Origin of the sequence: Domibacillus robiginosus (assembly GCF_000966195.1) — a bacterium.
Classification (GTDB): domain Bacteria; phylum Bacillota; class Bacilli; order Bacillales; family Domibacillaceae; genus Domibacillus; species Domibacillus robiginosus.
This window is the reverse complement of the sequence record NZ_LAHL01000078.1, coordinates 1-18,435: the sequence shown is the minus strand read 5'-3', so window position 1 is coordinate 18,435 and position 18,435 is coordinate 1. Positions and strand designations below refer to the sequence as shown.

Below are 18,435 nucleotides of genomic sequence, written 5' to 3'. Positions count from 1 at the left end.
TCTGTAACCGGGTTATTTTTGCTGTTTTTATAACGGTCATCTACCTTTGTTGCTATTTGAAGAGCTGAACTCTTTTTATTCTAAATTTTAAAAGCAATTCTAATTATCAATCATGCAATGTAATATTACCCTGTTTTGATAATTAAGGATTATTCATGTAAGGAATGATAATTCATATTTGTTAAAATCTCATTTACTTTATCAAGACGTTCCTTTGTTTTTTCAGGGTAGTTGATTGCAATAGCACTGATTAAATAATCGGCAACAAACATAGATGATACCGCTGAATTATGAAAAGCGATACTACTGGAATTGCAAGGCAAAATCAAGTCGGAATACTTCATAAGAGGTGACGAGTAGCTATCCGTAATAGAAATAACTTGTACCCCGTTCCCCTTTGCCGTTTTTGTAAAGTCAATAATTCTCCTTGCATATCGCGGGAAACTTATGGCAATAACCAAATCGTTTGATGTCATATTTACGATGTTATCCACCCAATCACTTACGTCAGCGACGATCATTTGTGTGTTTCCCAAAAGCCGGTTAAGTCCATGTGTTAAGTATTGTGCTACAGGCATACCGCTTCTCACACTCGTACAGATAATACGTTCAGCCAATATAATTTTTTCAACAGTCTGCTCAAGTACTTCAGGTGTTATCATATTCATGGTATCCTGTATGCTGCTGATCTGGCTTTCTGCATACCGCCCCCATAAATTATTCTCGCCCATCCCTTTTATATTAGCCTCAAGTCTTGTTTGTGGAGCAGCACGATTACGTAGTATCTCCTGGAGCCCTTTTTGAAATTCTGTGTATCCCGAATAACCAACGCTAAAAGTTAAACGCATAATGGTTGTTGTACTTGTACCGACGATGCCCGCTAATTGATCCACTGTCAGAAAAGCAACATCAAGCGGATGTTTAATAATGTAGTCTGCTACCCTCTTTTGTGTTTCCGTCAGTTCTGAAATTTTTTCCTGCAGTTTAATAATTGGGTTTTCCATTTTATCTCTCCAAATAGACATCAGATGTCGTAAATTTTCCACCTATCACCTTTAAAAATAGTATCATCTTATTCTTTTTTTGTAAAAATGACTTTTTTAAAATGAATAGAACCAGTTAAAATAATCATTCCGCATATATAGAATACACCAGACATTCCAATAAAACCTGAAACTGCACCTAGAGAAAGCGGTGCCAAAATTTGAGTCAATTTGTTAAATGTCAGCCTCAATCCCAGACCTTCCGCTACACGATTTTTAGGCAGTGCCATGATGGTAGCAAAGATAGAAAGCGGCTGTGCAATTCCCGTACAAAATCCTAAAAGAAGAGATAAAATACTCAGCCATACAATATGATCTGCAATAGGATGTAAAAGATAAGAAAGACCTGCCAAAAGGATCGAAAGGGTAATGATCATATCCCGCTTTAAATGTTGAGAAATCCATGGTAAAAAGCCCCGTATCAGCATGCCAGCTCCTGCGTTTAATGATACAATAACGCCAATCGCAAAAGCTGAAAGTCCATTTTCAGATGCAAGCAATGGAAAAAAAGCGATATATGTATCTTTTGAAAGCAAAATGATAGAACTGACCAACACCGCCTTTCTCAAGTCAGGGATTCGAAGCAGATCAAAAGCATTTCCCGTTTTTTTTCGGGATGGTTTCTCGATTGGTTGTTTACTGTTAAATACAAAAGACAATGGAAGCATAAGGATTAATAGAATTCCTAATAATAAAAATGCATCATTATAGCTGAAAAAATCAGTCGAAAAACCTGCTATTAGCGGACCAATAAAACTACCTGTTGCGACAGCAATACTAAAAACCGAGATATAATATTCACGAATTTTTCTTTTTGAAAACTGCCCTGAATATGCTTGCATCGACAATACAAACACTAACTGAGAAAGCCCAGAAAATATTTGTGACAGATAAACCCCTGCTATGTTTCCAAATAAAAATAGTATTATCAGAGCCACGCTTCCCAATATAATACTTGTTATCAAGGGCTTCTTAATGCCAACACGGTCTATCAATTTTCCAAATGGAATAGATACAAAAAGCGGCAAAAAAGAGAATAAGGAAACTAAAACTCCAACTTCCATGTGACTGGCGCCTAGATTATTGGCATATAAGGGAATGAGGGGTCTACTGCCTGCGATACTGACCATATATAGCGTTGTGCATGTAAAGAGTGTATAGGAATGAAACTGTCTTCTTTTTTTCATTCTTTCCTGTCTCCTTTCTAACATACAGGAAAAAGAAAAAAGCAGACGTATCCAGTTGGACTGTCTGCTTAAATCTATTGATCAGCGTACGTTTTCTACTTCCTCACTAAACTCATCTGAAGAATACAAATCAACTTCATCTGTTTTTTCTTTAGGAAAATATCCTAAAATAAAGCCGAGTATGCCGCCAATAGCGCTGATCGTAAAAGTTGGATTAGCAAAAATATCCCATGTTTTGATCACCATATCGCCATTTTGCAAAAGCAAACCGCCCAGTTGTCCAAAAACGAGGCATGTACCTCCTAATAAAAACAAGACGAGGCACATTTTAAATAAAGCAGCAATTATATTTTTCATCATTTTCGCTCCTTTCTTTTACATTGGAACCGGAAGAATACCCATAGCTATTAAATAACCGATTAATAGAATTGGAAGGACATAGTATATAACGAGCGGTACAAATGTTTTTTCAGCCTGCGCTCCTGCCAGAGAAGCCGCAATAAAAATAGAACCGGATGCCGGTGGAGAAGCACCTTCTGTTGAAGCAAATACTAGAATTGCGACAACTGCAAGTAACGGGTCAACTCCAGCAGAAACCATTCCTGCAAAAGCAACCATTCCAATCGCTGTTAATGTAGCAGTTGAAGACAATGGCCCAGCTACCAGTGCAACAAGCAAGCCTACAAGCATTACCATAAGCCATTTAGAAATCGCGATTGAGCCCATAAGAGCTGTTAAATCTTCTGCAAGCCCTAAATCTGTTAGTACCTGACTTGACGCATAAGCGAATACAAGCAGGGCGCCTATTGTTGAAAAGCGCGGAATAGAATTGTTTAAAAACACAGACCAGTCAGATTTAGTTTTCGGAAGATGCGCCCAGCCGACCATAAAACTAATTATAATAATTAAAATGGGAATCCATGTGATTAATGAAATGCTGTCAAGTGCGCTTTCTCCTATAGCTGGATTTGCTGCAAAGTTTTCAGCGAGCGGTCCGATCGTCATGACAATGGGAATTAATGCACCCAAGAAAATTAACGTTGATGTCCAGCCAGTGCGTAAAGATTCTTTCAATGGCTGTATAAAGTCTGGAGAAACAGCTTTTATCTTATCCCTTTTAACAAAATACATAATTAAAAAGATTCTATAAACAATTTGGTAGACACCGGCAATAAATAATGCGACATATAAATCACCTTCTGACACAACGGCCGCGACTGGTGCAAAGCCAAGCATAATAAACATCGACGCGCTTGGAGGCAGTGCAGCACCAAGACCACCGTTTCCGGCAACGACTGTAGCGGATAACTCTTTGCTAAAATTAGAGCGTACCATCCATGGCGCTGTGATCGATCCTGTCGTTGCCGTGTTTCCGGAATTAGAACCAGCAAGTGTCCCCATCACACCGGACGCAATTGTATCAACATATGCTGCTCCACCTGGAAGACGCCCGAGAAGAGAATTAAGAATTTTGATCAGGCTGGCGATAACTGCTGTTTTGTCAATTACATAAGCCATAAATACAAAGGCTACTGAAGCATATAGCACGTCGTTAGTAGCTGCAAAAAATAACCCATTCCACATTAACTCTGGTGCTTGTGCACCACCGAATAAAGCGGTTACAATAAAGCCAGCAAGCATTGCTTCCGCAATATTTCGTTTTAATACAAGATTGAAGAATACAATGATTCCAATAAATACAAGTAATGCCCAAATACCAATACCCATAAGGCACCTCTTTTCACATAATATTTATTAAGGTATACGGCACCGGCACCGCCGGCAGCCGTAATCATTCGTCTTAGATGCTTAGTTTGTTACTTTAAAAGCTTCAATTACCTGAAGCCAATGTTCCGGTTTTTCCCCATTGAATTTATCTTTTAAATTTAAAGAAGCAAGCTTTTCAATTTTTTCTTTCGCTGCTTTTGACATGGAAGAATCAATATTGACAGAATCAAGCATCGAAATGGTCCCGCCAAGTTCTACTGATCGTCTACCTGCATGAAGAGCTGTGCCTGTAACAAGCCGATTCATTGTTTCCTCAAATGTGCGGCCATTTATTGTTTCACTGAGTGAATCAATTACAAGTTTATCAACATTGAACTCGTGTGCTGCTTCAAGAAGTTCAATATAAAGGCCGGCAACACCCTTCATATAAATACTGCGAATTAGTTTAACAGCTGTTGCTTCTCCCGGCACGTCACTTACTTTACTGATGTTCATACCAAATGGCCGCATGATTTCCATAAAGGTATCCGTCCCGTCACCGCTTGCTAAAATAGGAACTTCATGTTTATATACCGGAAGTGGACCCATCATTGCAGCGTCAACGAATTTCCCGCCTTTTTCACGAACGTTTTTAGCAATGTCCTTCTTCACATCAGGATTAGAAGCGGATACATCTATATATAAAATACCATTTTGTAAATGTGGTTTTAACTGACTGCTTACTCCAAGTGCTTTATCAGCAGGTACCGCAACGATAACAGCATTGACCTGCTGCAAAACTTCCTCTGGCGTGTGAACAATTACTACACCTGCTGTTGTAGAGCGATTTAGTAATAATTCGCTGTAGGCTGGTACATCCCATAGCGGATCATACGCCGTCATCTGTTCAAGTCCTTGCTGTTTTAAACCTGATGCTAATTCAAATGCAGCTTCTCCAAACCCAATAAATCCTAAATGCATATTCTTTCTCCTTTCTCCTTAAAAGCCAAATTCTTTTATCTTATCTTCTAACCATGGCGGTGCGATGCTGACTCCATCTGTGTTCCCTTGTTTTCGTTTTTCTTCGTAATTCGCAATCGTTTGAAGACGTTTTTCTTCGTATTGCAATTTATTTTCAGCTTTGTGCAAAGCTTCCTCAATCTTATCTTTCGGAACAACGATTACTCCATCTTCATCCCCTACAATTAAATCTCCTGGATGAACAGCCACCCCTGCACATGAAATGGGTGTATTAATAGCCCCGGGGCCATCCTTGAATGGTCCGTTCGGAATAAATCCTTTTGCAAAAATCGGCAAGCCAATTTCACCAAGCATTTCTTTGTCCCGGACAAAACCATCAACTATAATCCCTTCAAGACCCATTGCTTTGGCCGCTCCAGCCATTAATTCTCCAAGGTACGCATTTTCAGTGTGTCCCTTGCCGTCTGCAACAAGAACATAGCCTTCACCGCCACAGTAAATACCCTGGTGCAGGAAAAGGTTATCACCAGCTCTCAAATCTACTGTTAAAGCGGTCCCAACTACTTTCATGCCAGGAGCTACTGGTTTTACTGTATAGTGCATGGAGCCCGTACCTCCCAAAGCATCTGAGATTAATGTAGTATTTAGTTTTTTTGCGCGTTCGATTACTTCCGATGATAAAAGCGGTGCTGTATAACTCAATTGCAAAATCCCCTTTCAAAACTTTTAAATAACTGACAGCGGTTTCAAACTGTATAAAAAAATAAATCCACTTTTGTAGTAAAAATAACTAACTAAAATATTTAAGTAATATTTATTACTACCGTTAAAAGCATCGTAACATTTATAACAGATAAAGTAAATATTTTTCTGACATTTTTGCTTTTCTGCATCTTTGCTTTTCTAGATCTAAATGATAGCCCACCTCTTTTCTTACCTTAATTTCTTGTGTTACAGTAATTTTCTTGAAAAACAGGGTCTAGTAATCGCTCCAATAAAATATTTTCCCGCTTTGTTCAATGTGAATTTGGATGAATCCTTAATCTTGCCAAATTAACCCCATTAAATCGGTAAATCTTCAACTTTCTCACACTTTCTTTTAATGAAGTAAACCTGTTAATTGTTTTTAGAGATTCATTGACGAATTAAGACTCGTCAGTTAATATACAAATAGAAAATGTTGTAAAAATAACACTAATATTTATTTTTGTAAAATTTATTACATTGAGAAATTATCGTAACATCGTTTATTTCTCATGTAAACACTTTTTTGAAAACGCTTTAAAAATAGGGGGATGAAAATTGATTACTATTCAAAAAGAAGAACTTGAAAAGTGCGTGCTTGAAATCTTCCAGGCTGCCGGGTTAAATGAAGAACAAGCTAGTATTGTAGCACGTCATCTTGTTCTGGCGAATTTAAGAGGCATTGATTCTCACGGGGTCAGCCGGGTCGACATTTATACGAAACGGCTTGACCTTGGCATTATGAAAAAGAAAACAGAAATCAATGTAGTTAAAGAAACGCCGTCCAGTATGCTGCTAGACGGTGGAGGTGGTGTTGGTATTGTTCTTGCCACAAAAGGGATGCAACTAGCTGTTGAAAAAGCCAAAAAAACTGGAATCGCCATTGTCGGCATTAATCATTCATCTCATTGTGGAATGCTTGCGGATTATACAGCGTACGCCGCGCAAAATAATTGTATTGGTCTTGCCGTCACAAATGCGCCGTCCAGTATGGCACCCTGGGGCGGAAAAGAGGGATATTTTGGAACAAACCCTTTATCTTATGGAGTTCCAGCTGGAAAAGAAATTGATATTGTATTTGATATGGCAACAAGCGTTGTCGCACGTGGCAAAATTACATTAGCTCGCAAAAATAATCAGGAGATTCCAATTGGCTGGGCAATTTCCAAAGAAGGGTATCCCACAACTGACCCTACTGAAGCAGGAGAAGGTCTCGTTCTTCCTGTCGGCGGCCCAAAAGGATATGGGCTTGCTTTTTTTATTGAGGTTTTATCAGGACTTCTAACAGGTGCGGCTTTTGGCCCTTATATTTCAAGTCTTTACAAAGATTTAAATAAAAGTCAGAATGTCGGCCAGTTTTTTCTTGTGATACGAGCTGATCTATTTGAAGAATTGGATTCTTTTAAAGGTCGGATGGACCAAATGATTGAAGAAATTCGTAACATCCCACTTGCACATGGATATGATCGAATTTACTTGCCGGGGGAGATCGAATATGAAAGATCAAAAAAACTGGCAGTAGAAGGTATTCCGCTATCTAAAAATGTTTTAGATGAACTTGTATCAGTCGTTGAGCGTTATGGATTAGAAATGCCTGTTTAACATTGTTTTAAAAAAATCATTTGTCAAATTAAGTGCCCCAATATTTTAGCAGCAGGAAAAGCGTAGCAAAAGAAAAAAACTCATACTAAAAAAAATGTCTGTACGCCAACAAAAAACGCTCCAATTTATAGATGACTATGTAAGTGCCAAAAATTATCCCCGTCTACTCTTAAAATAGAAGCCGCAGTTAAGTTAAAGCCTTCTTCTACAGTAAAGGCTCGTCTTGATCGTTTAAAGACGGCCTGCGTATAAAAATAAAGAAATCGTTGAGGTGGATAAAATACATGAATGGCGGTTTTCGATTTCTCACTAAAACTTAGGCACTTCTTTTAAATAATTCAGTTATGTATAGAAAAAACTGAATTAAAGGCTACAGCTGACTAATTTAAGTCAGCTCTTTATTTTTATATTAGAATTATCTGGTTCACGTTTCTTAATAAGATAAGCGGAAAACCTTCTTCGAAATTTCCGTGGAAGGAGGCACATAGCTTTATCGTAATTAAGCGCTCAGTATGTAACCAAGTTTTTTACAAAACGGTTCCTCGTCGACTTGCAAACTACATTGAAGTTCCTTTTAATGAATTTATTTGTGAATACCATAGTACAGTACACTTTTTATGAATAAAGTGCGATGCCAGCCAGGCCGGCAAATAAAATAACAAAAGCAGGATGTGCCTTTAATTTTGACAGGGCAATAAGAGAAACAAAGAAGATAATGATCAAGCTAAGTGAGTGAAGAGAGAGAGAGCCGATCATATGGCTTGATAGAGCAAATTTAATCGCTGCATACGCGATTAATCCGACAACGATAGGGCGAAGCATGTAAAAAGCAGACTTAACAGTCCGGTTGTCATTTACCTTTGAGAAAAAGGCCGCTACGATTAAGATAATCGCTAAAGACGGAAGTACCATTGCTACGGCTGAAACAACCGCTCCTGCTATGCCAGCTGTTTCATAGCCGACTACAATAGCACTGTTTGTCGCAATAGGTCCTGGTGACATACTTGCTACGGCAATAATTTCTGTGAATTGACGCGTTGTCATCCATCCATACTTCACTACTTCCGCTTCAATCACCGGGATGATCGCATAACCGCCTCCAAATGACAGAAGCCCCGTTAAAAAAAATGTTTTAAACAATAACCATAGTGTCATCTCAAGCCCCCCCCCTTTCGTTATATATTCGCTCCCATAAAATAATCCAGCTGTTGCTCTTTGTTCTCTATAGGAGTTTTCTTCCCTAGCTTTGCTCTTATATTTACCAAAATGATCCCGCAAAAAGCAGACCCGATAATCAGAAGCATTGGATGAACCTGAAAAAAAAGCAGCAGGAAAACCGAAAGAATAAAAGCCGTAATTGTTGTTTTATCAATAAGAGCCGATCCTTTAAGTTTATAGGCTGCAAAAGCAATCATTGCCACAACCGCCGGCCTAATGCCTTCAAAAGCTGCATCTACTTTGGGATTATCTTTAAAAGTGATATAGAAAATACCCAGTAATAGCACAATTAAAAAGGTAGGAATTATCACACCAATCGTTGCTGCGAGAGCTCCTTTCACTCCCGCCACCCTATAGCCAGTAAACGTTGCTGAATTAATCGCAACAGCACCTGGCACAGAGCCAGCAAGGGCAAATACATCGGTTAAATCCTTTTCTTCAAGCCACTGTTTTTTTGTTACGATTTCCCTCTCTATCACCGGAATCATGGCATAGCCCCCTCCGAATGTGACAGGAGCAATTTTGAAAAAGGTAATAAAGATATCCAGCAGAAGTTTCCACTCTTTTTTCATTACACCCTCTCCTTTTTTAAATTTTTAGATTTTCCTATAAGACCTATTAATATTAATATCCTTTGAATAACTCTTATATTTAAATAAGGTACTAGTTCTTTAACTAACGAAAAAATAAAGCATCAATACGGTTTTTAGCAGATAATTTTTTCTTTTTTTTAGCATATCATACTTTATTCCAAAATGGCATAAAGTAAATAAACTTTTTACCATTTTGGTATTAACTTTTTTTGGAGAACCGTTAACTTTTATTATAAATTTCCACAAAAAAAAAGACCGAGAAGCTTTGGCCTTTTTCTGTTTCTTGTTCAAACATTCATCGGAAATATTAAGAAGCTACTCGTTGCTTTAGTGTAGCAAAAAAATCCATATTGCTCCTTAACAAAACTTTTTTAAAATGAAGCTTATGCTTAAAATTAAAAAGATTGATCGTCAAACCATTCGTAAAATACTTGCACCGCCGCCCCAATAGAGGCCGCATTTTCTCCCAGTGCTCCTTTTCTAATCACTACATGATCTTTTCTGGAGTATGTATACTGCTTAGCCGTTTGTATCACTTTATGATAGTAATCATCAGATTGATAAATTAACTTTCCATGGAGGACTACTTCTGCTGGATGTAAAATATTGATCATATTTGCAATGCCCATCCCATAATAATGAGCGGCCTCCATTACAATATCTTGTATAGCAGAGTCCTGCTCTCTCAGCCCTTTTAAAATAGATTCGGTAAGCTCAGATTGTGATTTGTTCGCGAAACTTGCTCCTTCTAGTTTTTCAAAAATAGCATTTAGGGATGCATAAGCCGTCAAGCAGCCTTTATTTCCACATGTACATTTTCTGCCCCCTGGCTGAATAATCATATGGCCGTAAGAATTGGAATCACCTTCTTTATTATTTAAAAAGCCGCCTTCACTTATATAACCGCAGCGAATTGCATAACCATTCACACAGTATAAGATATTGCCTTCATCCAACATCTGAAAATAGTATTCTGCCAGCGCAGCCATATCTGCTCCATTATTTAACTTGATCTTGCCTGGAAAAGTACGTGATAGGATTTCGCTAACAGGAACGTTCGTCCACCCATTCCCCGGAAATGCTTCCGGATTCAAAATAATACCCTTTTTACGGTCCAGCGGGCCAACTGCTCCAATCCCAATGCCAATTAAATCGTCTTTGGATAACTGTTGTTTTTCTTGAAAATCCTGAATGGTTTCCTCCATAAGCTTTATGGTCTTTTCGGGGGTGTGTTCTTTGGTTAGAGAATAATTCCTTTGCATGATCATTTCAATCTTCATATTAAACAAATTGATATTCATATGTGTCCGGGCTATCTCAATGCCAATTAAATAGCCGGCATGAGGAACAATATCATAAAGAACAGGAGGGCGCCCTCCATTTGCTTCTCCATAGCCTGATACTTGAATCAGCCCAAACTGTTCGAGTTCATAAATCATTCGGGTTATTGTTGTTTTAGGTACCTGGAATTTTGTTAATAACTCTTTTTTTGAGATCGGACCTTGTTTATGAACTAATTTATATAGTGATTTTTTAATTTCATTTTTTTTGGAAGTGTCTTCTAAAAACGCTCTTAACATTTTTACACCCTTCTTTCATCTCAACCATTCACTTTATTCTCATCTATATTATAGGATTAATGGGTTTAAGACAATAACTAGCGTTTTAAATGTATACATTTTATGCCATTTTGACTCTCTCTTTAAATGAATATGAAAGAAATCAAATTTTTTACCAAATTACAAAGGACCAATTTTGCTCGTTTTCTAATAAATAGGTATAGCCCTATAAAAATGTTTTGGGACGTTTCGGCAGGAGTAACTTCAGCAGTATAATTCAATCTTTAAGAAGAGCAAAGAAAAGTAGGCAGGAGTATTATGACTGCAGCAGCTTGAAGAAATATAACACCAAAATTGTTTTAGCGATAAGATGTCTATATGCGAGTAAGATCTGCTTAAATGATAAATAGAATTTTTCCCCCTCTCGTTAAAAACCAAAAGCATGATCATTCATATACAGATAATCATGCTTTAAAGTATATTTCCTATGTTTTTTCGGTCTCTTCTTTCCAATAAGAAGCTTTTACGCTTGTAAAAAGACTTTTATTATATGGTATTCACAGTTGTTAAAACCTGGTTTTGCTATAGAGTGATCTTCACATTCTATATCAAGCTAGTTATAAATAATGAATCTGTATATATGCACTGCAAGAAGTAGTCGAAACGCGCAGTTTTACCCAAAATGACTGCTTATAGTTTCCGTCCGTTTTTCTTTTAAAATGTGTAGGATTCTCCGTCATCCGGTATTAAAACGTTAGAGGACATGCTTTTTTCTTGAATAAAGCTTTTTAACTCTTCTCTGGACAGTCCCCAGTGGTTGACCGCTTCCATATGAATACAAATGGTTTTTGCCTCAGGGGCAGCTTTGTACACTTCATAAACATCATCTTTACCCATAACGAGAGAACCGCCTTCAAAGAATTGATTATCTCCCGCGTTTACCACAATAACTTCCGGTTTGTGTGTGTCAATTACTTCTTGAACGGCATCATACCACACTGTGTCTCCAGCTATATATAATGCTTTCTCGTCAGGGTGCTTGAAGACAACACCGCACACAAGGCCGGCAAGCTTTAAGATTTCGCCCCGTCCATGCTCACCTTTTGTTTTGATCAACTGGATACCTTCAAAAACAGTATTTTCTGTAAGCACTTCTACATTTTTGAAACCAGCGTTCCGAACTTCTGTTGCATCCTCTTCATTTTGAGCAAATAATTTAATATCTTTTGGCAATGCCTCTTTTGCGGCTTCATCCCAATGATCATAATGAAGATGAGTCACGATGACCGCATCAATATCCTGAATAAGATTGTCAATGGATGTTGGCAAGCTTACCAAAGGATTGTTTTGATTCTGTCTTGGTGAATTTGGAAAAGGCGGATACGTTCCTTTTTCTGCCAACATGGGGTCGATTAAAAACTTTTTCCCTGCATAATCAACAACGAGTGTTGCATTACGAATTTGTTGTATATTCATATTTATTAACTCCTCTTTTTTAAAATCTCTTATTCATAATATATAGTTTATACTGTATTCCATAGACGAATACATAAACTGAATAAAGTCTTTTGGCCTTTTTACTTTATTAATGAAAGGAATGAAAAAATGCTCGATAATACGGATATTCGTATCTTAGAGGAACTCTCTAAGAATAGTCGGATTACAATGAAAGAACTGGGGAAGAAAGTCCATTTAACTGGACCGGCTGCTTCGGCTAGAGTAATGAAGCTAGAAGACAGTGGAGTGATTGAAGGTTATACCATTAAAGTGAACCCAGTAAAATTAGGATATTTTGTACACGCTTTTATCACTGTCATTACACAAAGCACTTATCATCAGCCGTATCTGCTGTTCCTTGAGACACAAAAGCAATATGTAATAAATAACTATAAAATCAGTGGAGATGGTTGTTACCTTCTCGAATGTAAATTCCCATCCAATGAAGAAATGAATCAATTTTTGGAAGAACTAAACGAGCAGGCAAACTATAAATTATCAATTGTTATTAAGAAATAAATTATTAATAACACTGAGGTATTTACGAGTATGAGATGAATAAAGGCATATAATTTTATATCTGAAATCCTCGGAGTCTTTTCTTCAATCTCATGTAAGCAATGTTCTTAAAAGTCGTTTCAATTCTCCTCAATTGAAGCATGCCAATCTCAAATTAAAGCATAATTCGTACACTTATAGACTATAAAAAATCACCAGAGCGCTAAATAAGACTGACCCCTCATTTTGATTGCTGTCTCGTAAATAGGGGTCAGTCCTACCAGTTTATCAAGAGCCTTTTATATTTTTATTGCGTACGATAAGATGAACATTTACAACTACCTGTTGAAAATGCTCTTTACTTTATCACATTGCCGGCCAGAATACTCATTATAACGAAGAATGGCAATACTGCACGGCTGCTTTATAAAGACACTCATCTCTGGCGGCACCAGACACCTTTCACTAAAATGATTGAGCTTCTTTAGCTGGATCAACAGCATCATTCAACTTTTTCTGTGATGATTTTAAACATATACTTCGATTTCACTTTTGTTTGCTGGATTTATACTGGCATGCAGCTGTTCAATTGCCGATGAAGTCTACCTTTCGTTACTATAATTACAATAAGTGTTGAATTTGATTGTTACTTCCTTTTTCAATACCCTTTCTCAACTTATTTTCACCATCATGTCAATTTCATATAAAAATCATGTTTTTTTACAATTTTTGTTTAGCATTTACCTTTTTATTTAACAATAAAAGTTAATTCGTTTTATTTCGTTAATTTTTAAAGTGATTGTCTAAAATTCAATAGAAAATTGTCAATGAAAGGATGAAGTATATGAGGATGGAAAATGATATCTATTAGTTTTGCTGCATTGATCATGGAGCGAAGGTAAATGTCATTATATTAAATACTAGTATGGATATTTTATAAAAAACACCAAAAAAAGTCACCCTCTATAGGATGACAGGGAGAACAACTGACTTTAAAAGCGAATATAAATAAATTGGCCCTTCATTAAAGAGCGAATCAAAAAGCTTATTTAAATTTTTTACCATTTGGCTTTACCGCTTGAACTTTCTCTTTAGCCTGACGCTCGGCATCTTTCTTAAACGCTTCCATTGCCTTGCTGTAGAGCAAAGTCACCGCTTTAACCTCCCCTTCATCCTGGTTAGTTGTTTATCTCATTCCCGTTATTGTATGTATAAAACTTAAGTTTGAAAATTCGTTGTTTAAAAAAACGTTTCGAGAATGTAGACAAATTTAGCCTTCAAGGAACGCAGCCGGCTGGGAAGCAGGTTGGCCTTTTGGAGGTGATGAGCATTCACAGCCGGCAAGTGACGCTGAAAGTGAGCATTTGCGGGCAGTCTGCATTTCATTTTATAAAAATCATTTGTTAACTGTAATAACCTTTCATTCCGCTTGATCTCCATCCTAATTCTTTCGACACTTCGGCTCCAGCCTCCTCGACAAAAGTTAATGATCACTTCGATTTCTTTCTCTCCGAATCTGGAGTATGGGCAGGTTACACTGATCGCAGCTGCAATGCTGCCGTCCCAAGAAAAAAATGGATGCCGAAATACTCGCATAAATGCTTTTCATTTCGTCAAAAGAGATAGAAATTCCACATTTTTTTATGATGCCTAACTCTTTCTCCAGCCCTTTTAAATCTTTCAGCTCCCCCTTTTGAAAAAGGCTTTGTATAATTCTTTTTCTTTTCTCGTTATTTTTGTAGGCGAGAATCATCTTATTAGCAACTCCATGACTTAAAGGGCTTCTAGCACCAACCATTTCACTGCTTGAAAATGAATACGGCAGATGAGCACAGTCTATAAATACCCCTTCGTCACCTTCTGGAATGGTAAGATAGGTAGTCTCTTTTGTTTGATGCATGACTCTTTCCATAACTGGTAATATACGATTTGTAATAGAAGAATTATCTCTTATTGAAAGACCTAATTTTAACTTTGTTTCTTGATTCTTTACGACATCGGCTTTATTTATTCTTATAATTCGATTTTATTGAAGGCCCTTTATCTATCAAAGAATTCTCGAAGCTAAGCTTTTTAGTAACTATATAAGTTAAATTAAACTTTTTACATCCATCGCTTATTATCGTGTAAGAATTCCTTTTAGAAAAACAGCGTAATGGGCTGCGGGCTGGCGGCTGCGCTTTTCTGCGGGACGAACGTTGAATCAGCGGCCGCGAACGGATACTTGCTATTTCCTGGCCAAGGCGGCAGACGCGATCGGCGATTTCTATCGGACGAGCGGGTAGATAAGACTGACAAAGCGGTGAAGTTATTGGGCTTTATTTCCTGCCTCATGGAACGTGTAGCCCCGCAAATGCCACTGTTCTACTGTCCGGGCTAAGCGCTGTCTCCTATGCTTTTCTAAATAATATGTACAACCATTTATCCAACTTATATAAATTCCTATTTATTTTGATATTCACCTTTACGACCTTTTATATTAATTTTCAATGATCATTTGTCAATTTAAGTGCAACGCTTCGTGTAGCATGCGCCAGCCCAGGCACTTACGAGGCCGGTTGTTGAGCAGCTGGAGAGCCCAACCCAGCTCGTCGTCTGTCACCTTGTTGAAATTGGTACCTTTTTGAAAAAACTCATGAAAGAGACCATTGGTGTTTTCATTGCTTCCACGTTGCCAGGGGAAGAGGGGGCCGCAAAATAAAAAGCGATCCCAATCCCTTTTTCCAGCACGAAGTAACAGCTGAATTCTTTTCCCCGGTCAGTGGTCGCGGTTTTGAAGAACTTCTCCGGCATGCGGCTATACAGGGACCGAATGATAGATTCCATTGATTCGGCGGATCTATCTGGCATCTTGACGGCCACATACCAGCGGGTTTTACGCTTGACAAAGGTGGTCACACAGCCCTGTCCGGGTCCAGTTCCCAGTCGCCAAAAGACTGGCGGCTTTTGATTTCTGCCGGACGTTTGGCAATTAGTGTGTCGACACTAAACCGCCTTCTTGTTTCCTGGGGCTTTTGGCGCTTTCCTTTGTGGCGGAGAACCTTAACCGGCCGGCTGAGCCATCCCGTGTACAGCCATCTGTAAATCGTTTTGAAGCAGACTGCTCCCTTGAACAGCAGGTTGCCGATCTGTTCCGGTGACCAGGTGGCAACCAGCTTCTCCTCAATGATTTCGGCCAGAGTGGAGGACCGCTTTTCACGGCAGCCGCAGTTTTTGCGCCGCCGTTTATACTGGTGCTGTGCCCTTTCAGACTTGTACAGCCCTTCGGAAGAACGATTCCGTGCCAGCTCACGTGAGACGGTAGAAATCGACCGGCCGATTTTTCTAGCAATCTCTCGGAGAGAACAGCCGGATTCTTCTAATGTTTCTATGCGTGTGCGCTCGAATGTTAAGACACCGGTAGCCCATGACGGCCCTCCGTAAATGTTTGTGTAGAAACTTACATTTTATACGAAGCTGCCATGGGCATTTTTATTTTCTAGGTGTTGCACTTAATATTACAATCCATCTTTTAAAAAAAGAGAAAAATGTTTATCCAGTCCTTGGCTGATTGCTCTTCAACACCACTTAGTGAAGCCGGCCGGACGAAGACTCCTGCGGGAAGTACAGTGAGTCGGGAGGTCCCGCAGGCGCAGCCGAGGAATATCCCGCACTGCCCTAAGATGTGCGAACTCCGGCAGGCTTCACTTATCGGCTCTTTTTTTGAAAGAGAAAGACTATGTCTACAAGCTAATAGGTAGCTACTAGCTAACTGTGCTACGAATAGAGTTACCTGTTAGACATTATCTTATATTCGCCCATTTACATTTTTTAGATTAACGGTATTCAATATTGCGTAAAATAATTGTAACTGATGCTTACAGACATCAATAGGTTGATATACTTTTTAAGAAATATTCACTATGAGAAGAAACGAATTTCTTGGATAATTTTTTGTAATCTCACAATTTCTTCATCTAATTGTCGGCTGGCTTTTATAACATCCGGGTGAGCTATTCCTTTATAATTTGCTAGTTCGTACATATCTTGCCGATGTTTGCTTATATTCTCTCTTAAATCTATCACATTTTTTAGAATCATGAACCCCGACTCCTATCCATTTTTAGATTTCACTGAGTTGTTATATTGAATACAGTACGATTTTTTTATTACTTCCAAACAAACTCATTTTTTGAAATCGCTTTCAAAACGTTCTGCTTAAACCATTTTTTAGACTCAGTAAGAAATAATCTGCTTGAACGTTTTCCGCTTAAACAGTTTTTCATTTTTGTAACCCCTTTCAAAAGTCTTTGAAAAATTTTAATTTGTTTTGAAAGTGATTTAGATCAAGCTCATATTTAATTATCTGTTTAGAAATAAGTACATATTAAAAAATTAATTTTTAAACGATCCTTTTGTTTAATTGTAAGACAAATAAAATTATAAGTCAATAAGATGTATGAGATATTTTTATAGTTTATACAGTAGAAGCATGATAAAGTGTAGACTTTCAATCACATCAGTCGAAGACCACGTGGGAAGATAAAGATTTTTTTCTCAATTTATCGTTCTAATTAAACCAAAAACGCCGCCAATGAGCATTCACGTCTACCTTAACATACAAGTGAAAATACACTGGGAAGCCCTGTTGAAACCTGCCTCATACCTTTACAAAACCGATGTATCAAGCTTTTAACAGAAATAATATGTAGATACTTACATTGATATAGAAAAAGCACGACAAGATTAATCTTGTCGTGCTAAACCTTTTTATATTACATTGGTCAAAAAAGCTGTTCCTAACAGATTCTTCATTGCTGCTCTTGCATCATTCTCACAACTATATTCAAACAGGTGTAGCTTATTTAACAAATACCGTTTTAATCGAAGTAAAGAATTCTTTCGCGGCTTCTCCCTGCTCACGAGAATGCGAGCTGGACTGCTTCATACCGCCGAATGGCGCTTGAAGTTCAACCCCGGCACTTTCCGCATTTACCCGGATAAGTCCCGCTTCCATATCATTGACAAAGGACAACAAATGCTGGATATTCGTTGTAAAGATAGAAGCACTTAAGCCGTACTCGGTATCGTTCGCAATCTTCAGCGCCTCTTCCACCGATTCTGCTTTTAAAAGGCCAATGACCGGGCCAAAAATTTCTTCTCTGGCAATGGCCATATCCGGCGTGCAATTGTCAAAAATCGTCGGTTCTACATAGTATCCGTCTGCCAGGCTGCCTTCTTCTGCACGTTTGCCCCCGATTAGAAGTGTGGCGCCTTCTTCTACTCCTTTTTCAATATAAGAAAGAACCGTATTCAGCTGGTTTTCGCTTGCACATGGCCCAAGCCACGTACTGCTGTCAAGACCGTTGCCAATGATGATCTCTTTTGTTTTTTGAACAAGCATGTTTTTAAATTCATCAAACACTTCAGCTGCCACAATAACCCGGCTGGTTGCCGTACATTTTTGGCCCGTTGAACGGAAAGCGCCGGTTACAACGGCTTCTACTGCCAGATCAAGATCGGCATCGGCAGCCACAATCACCGGGTTTTTTCCGCCCATTTCAAGCTGGTACTTTGCACCGCGCGCCAGCGCTGCCTGGCCGATCTGCTTGCCAACGCCGTTAGAGCCGGTAAACGTAATACCGTTGATGTCTTCATGATCGGCGATCCCCTGGCCGATGGTTCTGCCCGGTCCGGTAACCATGTTGACCACCCCTGCCGGGAATCCGGCTTCTTCGAAGCACTCGATAATTTTAGCCGCTGTAACCGCTGTTTCTGTTGCCGGCTTCATCACGATCGTGTTGCCATATACAAGCGCTGGTGCCAT

General features: G+C 38.5%; 16 protein-coding genes and 1 pseudogene. 2 read left to right on the top strand and 15 right to left on the bottom strand.

Translation table 11 applies throughout. From position 1 onward, the window contains the following. Window positions 1–149 precede the first annotated feature (149 nt). The 6 genes from VP97_RS22435 to VP97_RS22410 form a co-directional block, all read right to left on the bottom strand. A complete protein-coding gene (locus VP97_RS22435) occupies window positions 150–1,004 on the bottom strand; it encodes a MurR/RpiR family transcriptional regulator (protein ID WP_050184389.1) in 855 nt (284 codons plus the stop codon). Between the two features lie 68 nt (window positions 1,005–1,072). Further along, window positions 1,073–2,230: an MFS transporter gene (locus VP97_RS22430; RefSeq protein ID WP_172656833.1), complete on the bottom strand. Its 1,158-nt coding sequence runs from the start codon at window positions 2,228–2,230 to the stop codon at window positions 1,073–1,075. Window positions 2,231–2,311: 81 nt separating this feature from the next. After that, the gene (locus VP97_RS22425; protein ID WP_216594948.1) at window positions 2,312–2,587 is read right to left on the bottom strand and encodes a hypothetical protein; all 276 of its coding nucleotides are present in this window, start codon (window positions 2,585–2,587) and stop codon (window positions 2,312–2,314) included. 18 nt (window positions 2,588–2,605) lie between these two features. Next, window positions 2,606–3,958 carry a TRAP transporter large permease subunit gene (locus VP97_RS22420; RefSeq protein WP_050184385.1) on the bottom strand — a complete coding sequence of 451 codons (1,353 nt, stop codon included), beginning with the start codon at window positions 3,956–3,958 and terminating at the stop codon, window positions 2,606–2,608. Between the two features lie 81 nt (window positions 3,959–4,039). Then, window positions 4,040–4,918 carry a prephenate dehydrogenase/arogenate dehydrogenase family protein gene (locus tag VP97_RS22415; protein WP_050184384.1) on the bottom strand — a complete coding sequence of 293 codons (879 nt, stop codon included), beginning with the start codon at window positions 4,916–4,918 and terminating at the stop codon, window positions 4,040–4,042. A gap of 18 nt (window positions 4,919–4,936) precedes the next feature. Continuing rightward, window positions 4,937–5,620 (bottom strand): RraA family protein, encoded by a 684-nt coding sequence (locus tag VP97_RS22410; protein WP_050184382.1) that lies wholly within the window; start codon window positions 5,618–5,620, stop codon window positions 4,937–4,939. A gap of 600 nt (window positions 5,621–6,220) precedes the next feature. On the opposite strand from VP97_RS22410, the gene VP97_RS22405 reads away from it, so the two are divergent. Next, complete coding sequence (locus VP97_RS22405; RefSeq protein WP_050184380.1) at window positions 6,221–7,264, top strand: Ldh family oxidoreductase; 1,044 nt, start codon at window positions 6,221–6,223, stop codon at window positions 7,262–7,264. Between the two features lie 615 nt (window positions 7,265–7,879). Here the strand turns inward: VP97_RS22405 and VP97_RS22400 are convergent. The 4 genes from VP97_RS22400 to VP97_RS22385 all read right to left on the bottom strand — a co-directional run bounded on the left by VP97_RS22400 (window position 7,880) and on the right by VP97_RS22385 (window position 12,110). Beyond that, window positions 7,880–8,419 carry a chromate transporter gene (locus VP97_RS22400; RefSeq protein WP_050184378.1) on the bottom strand — a complete coding sequence of 180 codons (540 nt, stop codon included), beginning with the start codon at window positions 8,417–8,419 and terminating at the stop codon, window positions 7,880–7,882. 20 nt (window positions 8,420–8,439) lie between these two features. Beyond that, window positions 8,440–9,054, bottom strand: a complete 615-nt coding sequence (locus tag VP97_RS22395) for a chromate transporter (RefSeq protein WP_050184376.1) — start codon at window positions 9,052–9,054, stop codon at window positions 8,440–8,442. Window positions 9,055–9,470: 416 nt separating this feature from the next. Next, complete coding sequence (locus VP97_RS22390; RefSeq protein WP_050184374.1) at window positions 9,471–10,655, bottom strand: ROK family transcriptional regulator; 1,185 nt, start codon at window positions 10,653–10,655, stop codon at window positions 9,471–9,473. Window positions 10,656–11,348: 693 nt separating this feature from the next. Next, window positions 11,349–12,110, bottom strand: a complete 762-nt coding sequence (locus VP97_RS22385) for an MBL fold metallo-hydrolase (RefSeq protein WP_050184371.1) — start codon at window positions 12,108–12,110, stop codon at window positions 11,349–11,351. A 129-nt stretch (window positions 12,111–12,239) separates the two neighbouring features. On the opposite strand from VP97_RS22385, the gene VP97_RS22380 reads away from it, so the two are divergent. Continuing rightward, window positions 12,240–12,650 carry an Lrp/AsnC family transcriptional regulator gene (locus VP97_RS22380; RefSeq protein ID WP_050184369.1) on the top strand — a complete coding sequence of 137 codons (411 nt, stop codon included), beginning with the start codon at window positions 12,240–12,242 and terminating at the stop codon, window positions 12,648–12,650. 1,462 nt (window positions 12,651–14,112) lie between these two features. Here the strand turns inward: VP97_RS22380 and VP97_RS22370 are convergent. The 5 genes and pseudogenes from VP97_RS22370 to VP97_RS22350 form a co-directional block, all read right to left on the bottom strand. Further along, window positions 14,113–14,565, bottom strand: coding sequence for an IclR family transcriptional regulator domain-containing protein (locus tag VP97_RS22370; protein WP_425388519.1), 453 nt, complete (start codon window positions 14,563–14,565; stop codon window positions 14,113–14,115). Between the two features lie 564 nt (window positions 14,566–15,129). Then, window positions 15,130–15,327, bottom strand: a pseudogene (locus VP97_RS24615) (transposase); the annotation flags it as partial. 196 nt (window positions 15,328–15,523) lie between these two features. Continuing rightward, window positions 15,524–15,961 (bottom strand): IS30 family transposase, encoded by a 438-nt coding sequence (locus tag VP97_RS24610; protein ID WP_245629965.1) that lies wholly within the window; start codon window positions 15,959–15,961, stop codon window positions 15,524–15,526. Between the two features lie 568 nt (window positions 15,962–16,529). Further along, the gene (locus VP97_RS22355; protein ID WP_050184363.1) at window positions 16,530–16,709 is read right to left on the bottom strand and encodes an aspartyl-phosphate phosphatase Spo0E family protein; all 180 of its coding nucleotides are present in this window, start codon (window positions 16,707–16,709) and stop codon (window positions 16,530–16,532) included. A gap of 760 nt (window positions 16,710–17,469) precedes the next feature. After that, the coding region (locus tag VP97_RS22350) for an aldehyde dehydrogenase family protein (RefSeq protein WP_050184362.1) at window positions 17,470–18,435 on the bottom strand (966 nt) is incomplete at its 5' end.